At 54.7% G+C, this 13,487-nt stretch carries 11 protein-coding genes; 6 read left to right on the top strand and 5 right to left on the bottom strand.

Annotated elements, in window-relative coordinates; genetic code table 11:
* Positions 1-144: 144 nt before the first annotated feature.
* From fdnG to exaC, 5 genes are all read left to right on the top strand, one after another.
* Positions 145-3,192 carry a formate dehydrogenase-N subunit alpha gene (gene fdnG, locus ACMV8I_RS17125; protein ID WP_498866409.1) on the top strand — a complete coding sequence of 1,016 codons (3,048 nt, stop codon included), beginning with the start codon at positions 145-147 and terminating at the stop codon, positions 3,190-3,192.
* Positions 3,193-3,204: 12 nt separating this feature from the next.
* On the top strand, positions 3,205-4,116 hold the full coding sequence (gene fdxH / locus ACMV8I_RS17120) for a formate dehydrogenase subunit beta (RefSeq protein ID WP_498866408.1): 912 nt from the start codon (positions 3,205-3,207) through the stop codon (positions 4,114-4,116).
* Positions 4,113-4,769, top strand: coding sequence for a formate dehydrogenase cytochrome b556 subunit (fdoI, locus tag ACMV8I_RS17115; RefSeq protein WP_498866407.1), 657 nt, complete (start codon positions 4,113-4,115; stop codon positions 4,767-4,769). The genes fdxH and fdoI overlap by 4 nt, the downstream gene beginning before the upstream one ends.
* On the top strand, positions 4,766-5,686 hold the full coding sequence (gene fdhE / locus ACMV8I_RS17110; protein WP_498866406.1) for a formate dehydrogenase accessory protein FdhE: 921 nt from the start codon (positions 4,766-4,768) through the stop codon (positions 5,684-5,686). The genes fdoI and fdhE overlap by 4 nt, the downstream gene beginning before the upstream one ends.
* A gap of 288 nt (positions 5,687-5,974) precedes the next feature.
* Positions 5,975-7,513, top strand: a complete 1,539-nt coding sequence (gene exaC, locus ACMV8I_RS17105; protein ID WP_498866405.1) for an acetaldehyde dehydrogenase ExaC — start codon at positions 5,975-5,977, stop codon at positions 7,511-7,513.
* A gap of 132 nt (positions 7,514-7,645) precedes the next feature.
* Here the strand turns inward: exaC and ACMV8I_RS17100 are convergent, their stop codons facing one another.
* Entirely contained in the window at positions 7,646-8,884 is a 1,239-nt protein-coding gene (locus ACMV8I_RS17100) for an MFS transporter (protein ID WP_498866404.1), read from the bottom strand.
* Between the two features lie 265 nt (positions 8,885-9,149).
* Between ACMV8I_RS17100 and ACMV8I_RS17095 the strand changes: the two genes are divergently transcribed.
* Positions 9,150-10,145, top strand: a complete 996-nt coding sequence (locus tag ACMV8I_RS17095) for an acyltransferase (protein WP_498866403.1) — start codon at positions 9,150-9,152, stop codon at positions 10,143-10,145.
* 3 nt (positions 10,146-10,148) lie between these two features.
* On the opposite strand, the gene ACMV8I_RS17090 is transcribed toward ACMV8I_RS17095, so the two are convergent.
* The 4 genes from ACMV8I_RS17090 to idnD form a co-directional block, all read right to left on the bottom strand.
* Positions 10,149-11,063, bottom strand: a complete 915-nt coding sequence (locus ACMV8I_RS17090; RefSeq protein WP_498866402.1) for a GlxA family transcriptional regulator — start codon at positions 11,061-11,063, stop codon at positions 10,149-10,151.
* 39 nt (positions 11,064-11,102) lie between these two features.
* Entirely contained in the window at positions 11,103-11,657 is a 555-nt protein-coding gene (locus ACMV8I_RS17085; protein ID WP_498866401.1) for a cysteine hydrolase family protein, read from the bottom strand.
* Between the two features lie 117 nt (positions 11,658-11,774).
* Entirely contained in the window at positions 11,775-12,371 is a 597-nt protein-coding gene (locus ACMV8I_RS17080) for a DJ-1/PfpI family protein (RefSeq protein WP_498866400.1), read from the bottom strand.
* Between the two features lie 82 nt (positions 12,372-12,453).
* On the bottom strand, positions 12,454-13,485 hold the full coding sequence (gene idnD / locus ACMV8I_RS17075; RefSeq protein WP_498866478.1) for an L-idonate 5-dehydrogenase: 1,032 nt from the start codon (positions 13,483-13,485) through the stop codon (positions 12,454-12,456).
* Positions 13,486-13,487 lie beyond the last annotated feature (2 nt).

The raw sequence follows: 13,487 nt of genomic DNA, 5'->3' as shown, positions 1-13,487 counted from the left end.
GGCAATAACCTTATAAACATTCCGGTCACAATAGACCACAATTATAATCCGGATTTAGGCCACATATTTTAGCGCTTCTCGCCACGGCGGGCAAAGTGTGAATGTGAATGCAATATGTTAATAAATGATAGGAAGGAGTCTTTCATGCAGGTCAGCAGAAGACAGTTATTTAAGATCTGCGCGGGCGGTATGGCAGGAACCACCGCGACATTGCTCGGTTTTGCGCCGTCGCTGGCGCTGGCGGAAACCCGTCAGTATAAGTTGCTCCGCTCGCGTGAAACCCGTAACAACTGCACCTATTGCTCGGTCGGCTGCGGAATTTTGATTTACAGCCAGGGCGATGGTGCTAAAAACGTCACCGAGAACATTTTCCATATAGAGGGTGACCCGGACCATCCGGTGAGTCGTGGCGCGTTGTGCCCTAAAGGTGCAGGGGTATTGGATTACATCCACAGCAAAGGCCGCCTGATCCACCCGGAATACCGCGCAGCAGGCTCTGATAAGTGGCAGCGCATCAGTTGGGATGAGGCGATTTCCCGTATCGCCCGCCTGATGAAAGATGACCGCGACGCCAACTTCGTTGAGAAAAATGACAATAACGTAACGGTCAATCGCTGGTTGACCACCGGAATGTTGTGTTCTTCTGCGGCCAGTAACGAAACCGGCCTGCTGGATCAGAAATTCACCCGCGCGCTCGGTATGGTTGCCATCGACTGTCAGGCGCGTCTGTGCCACGGCCCGACCGTCGCGGCGTTAGCGCCGAGTTTTGGTCGCGGTGCGATGACCAACAACTGGGTCGACATCAAAAATGCCAACGTGATTTTAATCATGGGCGGCAATGCCGCAGAAGCGCATCCGGTCGGATTCAAATGGGTGATTGAGGCGAAAACGCGGAATAACGCCAAAGTTATCGTGGTCGATCCGCGCTTTAATCGCAGTGCGGCCGTGGCCGATATCTATGCGCCCATCCGTGCTGGCTCTGATATCGTTTTCCTGCTGGGTATGATCAACTACCTGATCACTCACGATAAAATTCAACACGACTACGTCCGCGAATACACCAACGCCAGCCTGTTGGTACGGGACGATTTCGCCTTCAACGACGGCCTGTTCACAGGTTTTGACGCGTCGAAAAAAACCTATAACAAAGAGAGCTGGCACTACCAGCTGGATGAAAATGGCTTCGCCCAAAGTGACAAAACCCTGCAAGACCCGCGCTGTGTCTGGAATCTGCTGAAACAGCACGTTTCCCGTTACACGCCGGAGCTGGTTGAGCGTCTTTGTGGCACCTCAAAAGAAGATTTCCTGCTGATAAGTTCCATTTTGGCGGAAACCTGCGTGCGCGATAAAACCTCCACCATCCTGTATGCGCTGGGCTGGACGCACCACACCGGTGGCGCGCAAACCATCCGTTGTGCGGCAATGATCCAACTGCTGTTGGGCAATATCGGCATGGCGGGCGGTGGCGTCAACGCGTTGCGCGGGCACTCAAATATTCAGGGTTACACCGACCTCGGTTTACTGTCGCTGAACCTGCCGGGATACATGGGCTTACCCTCTGAAAAACAAACCAATCTCGCGGATTACCTGAAACAAACCACGCCGGTACCGCTGCTCAGCGGACAGGTGAATTTCTGGAAAAACACGCCGAACTTCTTCGTCAGTATGATGAAAAGCTTCTGGGGCGATCACGCCACGGCGGAAAATGACTGGGGCTACGACTGGCTGCCTAAATGGGACAAAAGCTACGACGTGATGCAACAGGCCGAGCTGATGACCGAAGGCAAAATGAACGGTTACATCGTGCAGGGCTTCAACCCGCTGGCGGCTTTCCCGGATAAAAATAAATCCTCGCGAGCCCTCGCCAAACTCAAGTACATGGTGGTGATCGACCCACTGGTGACCGAGTCCTCCAACTTCTGGCAGAACCACGGTGCGATGAACGACATTCAGACCGCCGACGTGCAGACTGAAGTGTTCCGTCTGCCGTCGTCCTGCTTTGCCGAAGAGAACGGCTCGATTGTAAACTCCGGCCGCTGGTTGCAATGGCACTTCCAGGCAGCTGAGCCACCGGGTGAAGCACTGCACGATGCTAAAATCATCGCCCGTCTGTTTATGAAACTGCGCGAACTGTACCAAAAGGAGGGGGGGGCCAATCCGCTGCCGGTGCTGAATATGGCATGGGATTATCAGGACCCACTGGACCCGCTGCCGGAGGAGATTGCCCGCGAAGCCAACGGCAAAGCGCTGGCGGATATCACCGATGACAAAGGCAATATTCTGGCCAAAAAGGGCCAGCAGCTCTCTACGTTTGCTCATCTGAAAAACGATGGCAGCACCGCCAGCTTCTGCTGGATCTATACCGGCAGTTGGACCGAAGCCGGTAACCAGATGTCACGCCGTGACAACGCCGATCCGTCGGGTTTAGGTTGCACTTCCGGCTGGGCCTGGTCATGGCCGCTCAACCGCCGCATTTTGTATAACCGTGCCTCGGTGGACCCGCAGGGCCAGCCGTGGGATCCAAAGCGCGAAGTTATTCGCTGGGACGGCAGCAAGTGGGGCGGCTTTGATGTCCCTGATTACAGCAATGCCGCGCCGGGCAGCGGTGTCGGGCCGTTTATCATGCAGCCTGAAGGTATGGGACGCCTGTTCGCCGTGGATAAAATGGCCGACGGCCCGTTCCCGGAACACTACGAACCGATTGAAACGCCGATCGGCACCAACCCGTTGCATCCGAACGTGATTTCCAACCCGGTGGCGCGCATTTTCGCCAGCGACTTGCCGAATATGGGCACGGCGGCAGATTTCCCGTACGTCGCCACCACTTATTCCATTACCGAGCTATTCCGCCACTGGACCAAGCACGCTCTGCTCAACGCCATTGTTCAGCCTGAGCAGTTTGTTGAGATTGGCGAAGCGCTGGCTAAGTCGAAGAATATTGCGGCGGGCGACAGTGTCAAAGTGTCGTCCAAGCGCGGCTATATTCTGGCGAAAGCCGTGGTAACCAAGCGTATCAAAACCTTAACCATTGATGGGAAACCGGTCGACACCATCGGTATTCCCTGTCACTGGGGTTTTGAGGGGGAAACCCGCAAAGGTTTCCTGGCGAATACGCTGACGCCATCGGTGGGCGACGCCAACTCGCAAACGCCGGAGTTCAAGGCGTTCCTGGTTAACCTGGAAAAGGCGTAACGGAGACGAATTATGGCAATGCAATCTCAGGACATTATTCGTAAGTCCGCAACTAACGGTTTTACCCCGGCCCCGCGCGTCCGCGACCATCAGCAGGAGGTGGCGAAGCTGATTGACGTCACCACGTGTATCGGCTGTAAAGGCTGTCAGGTGGCCTGTTCCGAATGGAACGACCTGCGTGATGACGTCGGCCACAACACCGGCGTGTATGACAATCCGATGGATCTCAGCGCGAAATCCTGGACGGTGATGCGTTTCTCGGAAGTGGAAGAAAACGGCAAATTGGAATGGCTGATCCGCAAAGACGGCTGCATGCACTGCGCCGAGCCGGGCTGTCTGAAAGCCTGCCCGGCCGAAGGTGCGATCATTCAGTATGCCAACGGTATCGTCGATTTTCAGTCCGAACACTGTATTGGTTGTGGTTACTGTATCGCCGGTTGCCCGTTCAACGTGCCGCGCATCAACAAACAGGATAACCGTGCCTACAAATGCACGCTGTGTGTCGATCGCGTGAGCGTCGGTCAGGAACCGGCCTGCGTGAAAACCTGCCCGACCGGTGCCATTCATTTCGGCACCAAAGATGCCATGAAAGATCTGGCCGCGGAACGGGTCAGCGAACTGCAAGGGCGCGGCTTTGAACACGCCGGATTGTACGATCCGCCGGGCGTCGGCGGGACGCATGTGATGTACGTGCTGCATCATGCCGACAAACCTGAGCTGTACCACGGCCTGCCAAAAGATCCGGCGATCAGCCCGGCCATTACCCTGTGGAAAGGCATCTGGAAACCACTGGCTGCGGTGGGCTTTGCCGTGACTTTTGCCGCCAGCGCATTCCATTTCCTCGGCGTGGGACCCAACTATGTGAAAGATGAAGACCATGTGAAAGAGGAAGAAGAACATCATGATGAGGAGAAAAAGCCATGAAAAAAGAGAAGTTAATCCAGCGATATAGTCTGGTGGAACGCCTCAATCACTGGATCGTCGCTTTTTGTTTTGTGACTTTGGCGCTCAGCGGCGTAGGTTTCTTTTTCCCTTCATTTAACTGGTTGATGAATATTTACGGCACGCCACAACTGGCGCGTATCCTCCATCCGTTCTTTGGCGTGGTGATGTTTGTCTCGTTCCTCGGGATGTTCTTCCGCTACTGGAAGCACAATCTGCCGGAAAAAGATGACCTTGTATGGGTTAAAAATATCGACAAAGTGCTAACCAATCATGAAGTCGGCGACACCGGACGCTACAACTTCGGCCAGAAATGCGTGTTCTGGGCGGCGATAAGCTTCCTGGTATTGCTGATGGTGAGTGGTGTGATTATCTGGCGTCCGTGGTTCGCCGATTACTTCCCGATCCCGCTGATCCGCTTGGCATTGCTGATGCACTCTCTGGCTGGCATCGGGTTGATTCTGTTGATTATCATGCATGTGTACGCCGCAACCTGGGCAAAAGGATCGATTACCGCGATGACGGAAGGTAAAGTGCCGGCATCATGGGCGAAGTATCACCATCCACGCTGGTATCGTGAGGTGTTGGCGAAGCAGCAGAAAAAAGAACAAGACGACAAGAGGAAAGCCGGATGAGCATCCAGATTGTCCCGCAGGACGAACTGGCCGACGGCAAAAAAACGGCGGGGAATATCCCGCCGGTGCTGTTCGCCAACCTCAAAACGCTCTACCCGCGACGCGCCGATCGTCTGCGCAAACTGGCAGAAGATAGCCCGCTGGATAGGTATCTGAACTTTGCTGCATCGATTTGCGACGCGCAACAGCGCGTGTTGGAAGTGCTTCCGCTGAATATTGATCTCAGCGAGGAATTGCAGAAAGCCGCGGGAAAACCGCCGCTCGATTGCAGCCTTTTCCCGCGTACGCAGCACTGGCTGGCATTGCTGGATGCGCTGATTGCAGTACTCAAACCGGATGCCGCCGGACCGGTGCAGGCTGTACTGGAGTGCCTTGAGCATGCGCCAAGTCTGCAACGCGAAATGATGGCGACGCAGCTGTTGAGTCAGGATTTCAAGCACGTTCCCGCCGACAAAGCGCCGTTTATCTGGGCCGCGCTGTCACTCTACTGGGTACAGATGGCGGCGCAGCTGCGAGGCGTCGGCCGTGCAGACTACGGTGAAAACCGTCAGTTCTGCCCGGTATGCGCTAGTCTGCCGGTTGCAGGCGTGGTGACGCTGGGTACGATCACCGGCCTGCGTTATCTGCATTGCAGTTTGTGTGAAACCGAGTGGCACGTAGTGCGCGCCAAGTGCAGCAATTGTGAAGAGATGCAAAACGTTCACTACTGGTCGCTGGACAGCGAACGGGCGACGGTGAAAGCTGAAACCTGCGACGACTGCGGCTCTTACCTGAAAATCATTTATCAGGAGCAAGATCCGCAGGCCGACGCGGTGGCTGATGACCTGGCAACGCTGCCTCTCGACCAACTGATGGAAGAGAAAGATTTTTCCCGCAGCGGCTTAAACCCGTTCCTTTTTCCCGCGCATCAACCGTAACTTAAAGCAGCTCGCAGATAAAACCCTGCGTGGCTGCCAGCTTTATCAGGCTTGTCAGAAATTAACGAAGGCGTGATGAAGTTGATTGGCAGCTACGCCAGTTCTTATTTGCGGAAAGCCGCTGTAACCGCCTGCTTAATCATTCCGTGCGCCTCTCGTTGAAAAGTTGTGAGGCGGCTCGAAGAGTTCTCTTTAGATCCCGCCAGTTCTTTCTCCACTGCCTACGCTTTATGCAGCGCACTGCTTTCTTTATTCCCCTACGACCGATGCAGCATAAGGATCATTATCATGGCTTATGACAAAAACCCTCAGGTGGTTAAACCGGAAGAGTACGGTTTCCCGCTCAAATTACAAAAACGCTACGATAACTTTATCGGCGGTGAATGGGTCGCGCCGGTAAAGGGGAAATACTATTCCAATCTGACGCCGATCACCGGCGAAGCACTGTGTGAAGTCGCCAGTTCAAGCAAGGAGGATGTGGAGCTGGCGTTGGACGCAGCGCACGATGCCAAAGCCGCATGGGGCAAGCGTTCGGTACAGGAACGCGCCAACATTTTGAACCGGGTGGCCGATCGCATGGAGCAGAATCTTGAGCTGCTGGCTAATGCTGAAACCTGGGACAACGGTAAACCTATCCGTGAAACCACCGGTGCAGATGTGCCGCTCGCCATCGACCATTTCCGCTATTTCGCCGCCTGTGTTCGCGCGCAGGAAGGCGGCATCAGTGAAATAGACAGTGAAACCGTGGCCTACCATTTCCATGAGCCGCTGGGCGTGGTGGCGCAAATTATTCCGTGGAACTTCCCGCTGCTGATGGCCTGCTGGAAAATGGCGCCGGCGCTGGCTGCCGGTAACTGTGTGGTGCTCAAACCGGCCAAGCTTACACCGCTCTCGGTACTGTTGCTGATGGACCTGGTGAAAGACATCCTGCCGCCGGGCGTGATCAACGTGGTGAACGGCGCGGGTGGCGAGATTGGTGAGTATCTTGCGACCTCAAAACGTATCGCCAAAGTGGCTTTTACCGGTTCGACCGAAGTTGGTCAGCAGATCGCCGGTTATGCGGCGCAGAACCTGATCCCGGCCACGCTGGAGCTGGGTGGCAAATCGCCGAATATTTTCTTCGCCGATGTCATGGACAAAGAAGACTCCTTCTTCGACAAAGCGCTGGAAGGTTTCGCGTTGTTTGCATTCAATCAGGGTGAAGTCTGTACCTGTCCAAGCCGCGCGTTGGTGCAGGAATCGATTTACGATCGCTTTATGGAAAGGGCCATCAAACGTGTGGAAGCCATCAAGACCGGCAACCCGTTAGATGCTGAAACGCAGATGGGTGCGCAGGTCTCTGCCGGGCAGATGAAAACCATTCTGGATTACATCGAAATCGGTAAAAAAGAAGGTGCGCAGGTACTGACCGGTGGTGCGAAGAAAAAACTGGAAGGAGCACTCAACGAAGGTTACTACCTGCAACCGACTATCCTGCTGGGTAAAAATAACATGCGGGTATTCCAGGAGGAGATCTTCGGACCGGTACTGGCGGTGACGACTTTTAAAGATATGAAGGAAGCGCTGGAGATCGCCAATGACACGGCGTACGGGTTAGGTGCGGGCGTCTGGAGCCGCGACGGTAACGTAGCCTATCACATGGGGCGTAACTTGCAGGCCGGGCGCGTATGGACCAACTGTTATCACGCCTATCCTGCACATGCCGCGTTCGGTGGTTACAAACAGTCAGGGATTGGGCGGGAAACGCACAAGATGATGCTGGATCATTATCAGCAAACCAAGTGCCTGCTGGTCTCGTACTCTGACAAACCGATGGGCCTTTTCTGAGCCTGCTTGCTAATTTCAGCTTGGGCAGTGCTCGCACTCCTCACGTACTTTAAGTACGCTCCGGGTGCTGCCGCGCTGAAACGCGCTGCGCCAATGGTTCTGTTATTCGCCATTGGCGCTTTTATTTAATGCTTAAGCCGCGTTATTCGGTGCCACAAACACCTGACGTCGGCGGATAAACACCGCGACCAGCGCCAGCCAGCACAGGCCGCTGATTAGATTGAACAGATTGAACAACCCGCTGCCACCCCCGACGTAAGCCACTTTTGCCAGTTCGATGCCTAAGGTAAATACCATCATGCTGATCATCCCCATTGCGGCAGAAACCGTACCTTTACTCATACTGCTGGAGAACAGTGTCAGGCGGTACAGACCGGCGTTCGCCACGCCAATACCGAAAGCGTAGAAGCTCAGCCCGGCGGTCATCCACAGATAGGCATGGCCAGAGAGCAGGGTTGCTGCCGCAGCGATGATCAGGCCGACAATCATCGGCCCGGCACCCAGCTTGATTAACTGCTCAACGCTGCGCTTGCCGGTCAGTTTCGCCAGCGTTATGTTACCGATAATCAGCGCGCCGAAAATCGGTACCTGCAACAAACCATATTCAAACGGAGGCAGACCTTCGCCACTGATTAAAATCACCGGTGACTGTGCGATCCACGCCAGCAGCGGCAAACTGGCAAAGCCAATCGCCAATGCGCCACACAGGAACTGACGGTTTCTCAGCACCTCTTTATAATCATTCCACAGGCTTTTCATCGAGAAGGCTTCGCCAAGGCGTGAGGCGGTTTCTGGCATGGATTTCCACAATCCCCAGAAGGCTATCGCAGCCAGAACAGCGAACAGTACGAACATGGTTTCCCAGGGGGCGAACTGTACCAGCGCCGCACCAGCCAAAGGCCCGAGCAGCGGAGCGATCAGCGCCACGTTGGCCATCATTGCGGTGATTTTAATACACACCGACTCTTCGAAAGACTCCTGAATCGCTGCGTAACCCACTGCGCCAATAAAGCACAGGCTGATACCTTGCAGGAAGCGCATTACCATAAATTGTTCGATGCTTTGCACGAATAAAATCGCCAGACAGGTGATGATGAAAAAGCCGACACCAACCAACATTACCGGGCGGCGTCCGCGCCGGTCAGACAGCGGTCCGAGCAGCCATTGCAGGAACATACCGCCGGCTAAATAGGCGGTCATTGAGGTAGGCACCCACTCTTCCCCGGCGTTAAAACCCGCCACCACCGCCAGCATACCGGGCTGAATCATATCGTTGCCGATATAAGTAGCGAATTCAAAAAGCACCAGGCACAGAGGGAACAGCAGAGCCCGACGTCCCAAAAGGGACGCAGTATTTGGAGAATTATGCATTGTTTTTATTTCACAGACGTAAGGCTAATGATTTGAAAATTAATGAGAAAACCAGTAGCAAAAAAATAGGGACTGTCCGGGCGGGTAACGCAAGCGGAGGCAGTGATGGTGGCCATTTTGCAGATTTATTGAGCGTAACGCAATCAACCTTTTTGGCGTTAAGCACTTTCTGAGTTAATGGTTTATAGCTTGTTAGCGGCAGCAAAGCTGATTAACCTGCCCACAGCGCAATAAAACCTCCGCCGGGAGAAGGAATGGGCCGTCAATGAGTCAGAAAATCAGTTGGATAGATAACCTGCGTGCCATCGCTTGCATGATGGTGGTGATGATCCACGCCAGCACTGCGCAGGTGGTGAATTTTCAGGCGATCCATGATGTTGAATGGACGGTAGCGAACCTGCTTAATTCCGCCTCCCGGGTCTGCGTACCGTTGTTTTTTATGATTTCCGGTTATCTGTTTTTTGGCGAGAAAAGTGCCGCTAAACGTCATTTTTTGCGCGTGGGATTATGTCTGCTGTTTTACAGCGTGATATCGCTGATTTATATCTACGGCCTGACAAATATCGGTTTTTGGCCTTCCCTGCGGTATATCCTGCAAAAGCCGGTGTTTTATCACCTTTGGTTCTTTTACGCGATTGTGGTGATCTACCTGCTTTCACCGTTCATCAGAGTGAAAGAGGTCGCGGGAAGTTATGTGCTGGTGGCAGGGATTTTGCTCGGCGTGCTGGCTAACCCGCAGTTGCCGGTTCTGAACTGGCAGGGGTTCCATCTTTTGCCCCTCGATCTCTATATTAGCGGCGATACCTTCTATTATCTGCTCTATGCGCTGATGGGCCGCGCCATAGGAATGATGAATACGCAAAAAACCGGTATCACCGTGGCGGCTGCGAGCCTGTTTACGCTGAGCACGCTGGGTATTGCCTGGGGAACCCGATATCAGTCGTTGGTAAACCAGAACTTTGCCGACACCTTCTACGTCTATTGTGGCCCGCTGGTGTTCGTCTCCGCCCTTTCCTTATATGTTATCGTCAAAAATAGCTTATCCGAGCGTATCCTGCCGGGATTAGCGCTGATCTCCCGCTATTCTTTGCCGATCTACGGTTTTCACGCGCTGATCGTCATTGGCTTGCGTGCTGCGCATATTGGCTTCCCTCAGTGGCCGCTGGTTAACATCGCTTTCCTGTTTACCTGCGGTCTGTTTGGCAGCCTGGGGCTGGCGATATTGTTGGGAAAAGTGGATACGCGAAAGTGGGTGAGTTGACTCTCATCCCCATCTCTCCTGCGCCCGCCGTAACTGTCTGCCGGAAGAAAAACCTGCCGCCAGTGCGGCTTTCTCGATGCCCAGACCCTGTTGTAGGCGTTGGCTGGCGACGGCGATACGCAGTTGTTCGTGGTAGTCGCGCACGCTGATCCCCAGATGCTGCTTGAAAAGGCGGGTGAGGTGTCGGCTGCTGACATGGGATTTGGCGGCGACCTCTTCTACCTGCCATGAAGATTCCGGCTCAGCGGCCATCAGGTTTTGCGCGCGGTGTACGGCTGGATGTAGGTGATTACGGTAGCGCAGCCACGGCGACAGTTGTGGGTCATCGCCTGCGCGGCGGAAATAGACCACCATCTCGCGGGCGACATCCAGCGCAGCCTGCGCACCCAAACGGCTGGAAATAATGTGCAGTGCAAGATCGATACCTGCCGTGATCCCGGCGCTGGTCAGTACAAAACGGTCTTCGACGAAAATCCGGTTATCTTTCACCTGCGCGGTCGGCACCTGCTGACGCAGACGGGCGATCACGTCATGATGAGTGGTGCACTGGTAGCCATCGAGTAGACCGGCCTGACCGGCCAGCAGGCTGCCGGAGCAGATACACACCAGCGTCAGATCGCCCCGTTCGATAGCGGTTTTTTGCAGGCTCAGCCAGTCGCGTGTGATCATAGCGACTGGGCTGACGAAGTTTTCTGCGGAATGCTCAACGCCGGGCACAATGACAATGCTGTCCGCCGCAAGACGATCCGGCAGCGGTTGCAGCCGCCCGACGACCAGACCGGTAGACATTTCGGCCTCCGTCTGCGGGCTGATGTAGTGCAGCCGAAACTGCCCGGCCAACCGTAACGCTTCTGCTGGACCGGCCAGGTCGAGCGCCATGACGCCCGGCAGCGTAACGAAATAGATGTCTTGCGCCATAGAAGTCTCTTTATTACATAGGCTACCAAAACATCATCTTCACACAGCCAGGTCGAGTTCCGCCAGCGCGCCGTCAACGTCGGTAATGGTCGCGAAGCGATCGGCCAGCACCAGTTCGGTATGGCGCTTGATGGCCGCGGTAGAAAACACTTCGCCGTCGGCGTGTGCCATCGGGAAGGTCATAGTGGCTTCGGTCACGAACGTCACTTTATATCCGGTGTCCGACGCCACGCGGGTCGTGGTTTCGCAGCACTGTTCGGTGCGCAGGCCGGCGATGATCAAATGCGTAATACCTTGTTCGCGCAGCCATGTGTCCAGACCGGACTCCAGCAGCGCATTGTGCACGTGCTTGTGAACCGTTTTTTGTGGCGTGTGGCTGAGGAAGGTCATCGGCGTCACCAATCCGGACTCCAGCGAAAACACACCTTCGGGATTAACGTGAAACACATCTACGATCGGGATATTACGCGTCTGGCAGCCGTCAATCAGGCGGCTAAGCGCACGCTGAAATGCAGGAAGGTCGTCTTCCTGCCAGAAAGGGCGATGCTCGAATGAGCGTTGAACATCGATATTTAACAGGGCACTTTTAGTCATTTTCGGACTCCATCTGGTAAGTGTGAAACCAGTGTGCGCCAGAAATAATGATGGAAGAATGCCAAAAACGGACACGATAGTGACCGGGGCGGACGACCTGCGCCGCCCGCCGTCAGATCAGCATTTTTGATCGGCACGCCAGTGGTGATAATCGATATGATCGGCCTGGAAATTGGTGGCTTCGGCGTTGCCTGTCAGACGGTAGGCCAGCTGGAAAGCAAAATCGAACGCCAATCCTAAGCCTTTACCGCTGAGCAAATTACTGTCTTCGACGAAGCGCTGATTCACATATACGCCATCGTTGACGTCTTGGTATAAATCGCCGGAACAGACATAACGTCGCCCTTTTAACAGGCCGTTACCGCCCAGCACGCGCGCGGCCGCAGAACACAGCGGACAAATCAGTTTACCGGCCTCGTCGTGGCGGCGGACAAATTCCACCACCTCTTTGCTGGCCGCCAGCGCCATTGAGCCTTCCGGTCCACCAGGCATCACCACCGCATCAAACAGGCGGTCGCCTTGTGCGCTCAGTCGCTGATTGGCCTGCATCTGAATACCGTGATAACTGCGCAGGGTCTGGTCTTCCTGACAGGCCAGCGTTGTGACCTGAATCTCCAGCCGCTCCAGAATATCGAGCACGATCACCGCTTCGCCTTCTTCAAATCCATCAGCCAGCAGCAATGCGACCTGTTTCTTCGCGTTGTCCTTTTGCATAAAAAATGTCCTCGTGAAAGTAAAAATCAGGAGGACATCATAAAATGAAACGATGTTTTAATATTGTGAGTAAAGTTGCAGACTAGAAAACCAACTGCACTTTTGATGCTTTAGATTTATCCAGTGCGAACTCCAGCGCTTCCACCAAATTCTCCTGTGGGAACTCGGCGGAGAGCAGCGGCATAGGATCGACGGTTTTATTCGCCAGCCACTCTACTGCCGTGTTGAACTCTTCGGTGAAGCGGAAGCTGCCGACCCAGTTAATCTCTTTGGCAATCAGCATCATCAGCGGGAAATCATTCACCACCGGCCCCATACCGACCTGCACCAGCGTGCCGCGCGCACGGGTCACTTCCAGACAGCGGCGGATGGAAGAAGGGTGGCCGGAGGCATCGAAGGACACATCGAAAAAGCCTTTCTCAGCCTGGTAGGCGGAGAAATCGCCCTGTGCGGCGTCCAGTGCTTTACTTGCCCCGACCGCCAGCGCCAGTGTACGGCAGCGCTCACTTGGGTCGGTTACGATGATTTCAGCAGCGCCCTTTGCCTTAGCGGCCAGCACAATCAGACAACCAATCGGGCCGACACCGGAAACAAACACGGTTTTTCCCTGAATATCTCCGGCCTGATTGACGGCGTGGATCGCGACCGCCAGCGGCTCGGCGAATACCATCAGGCGGTCGCTGACCTTGCTATCAAAGGGAATACACTGGCTGCTGTCGACGATTTTATACTGTGTGAATGCGCCGTTGATGTGCGGGAAGTACATCGCGCTGCCGAAGAATTTCATGGTGGTGCACTGGTTCTCATCGCCGGACAGACAGTATTTACAGGCCTTGCATGGTTTGCTGGGGTTGAGTGCCACTTTTTGGCCCGGTTTCAGGCGGTCTGTATCCGATTGCTCGACCACGCCGACCACTTCATGGCCCAGTACCATGGCTTCACGCACTTTAAAATCGCCGACCTGACCGTGTTCATAATAGTGCAGGTCCGAGCCACAGATACCGCCACGGGTAACTTTGACCAGCGTTCCCTGGCCCTGGTAATCAATCGTCTGATCGACCACGGAGACATCTTTTTTACCGGTGACGACGCAGGATTGGGTGTCAATATTCATCA

The organism is Ewingella sp. S1.OA.A_B6 (assembly GCF_049889095.1).
Classification (GTDB): Bacteria; Pseudomonadota; Gammaproteobacteria; order Enterobacterales; family Enterobacteriaceae; genus Ewingella.
This window is presented reverse-complemented; position numbering and strand designations above follow the sequence as displayed.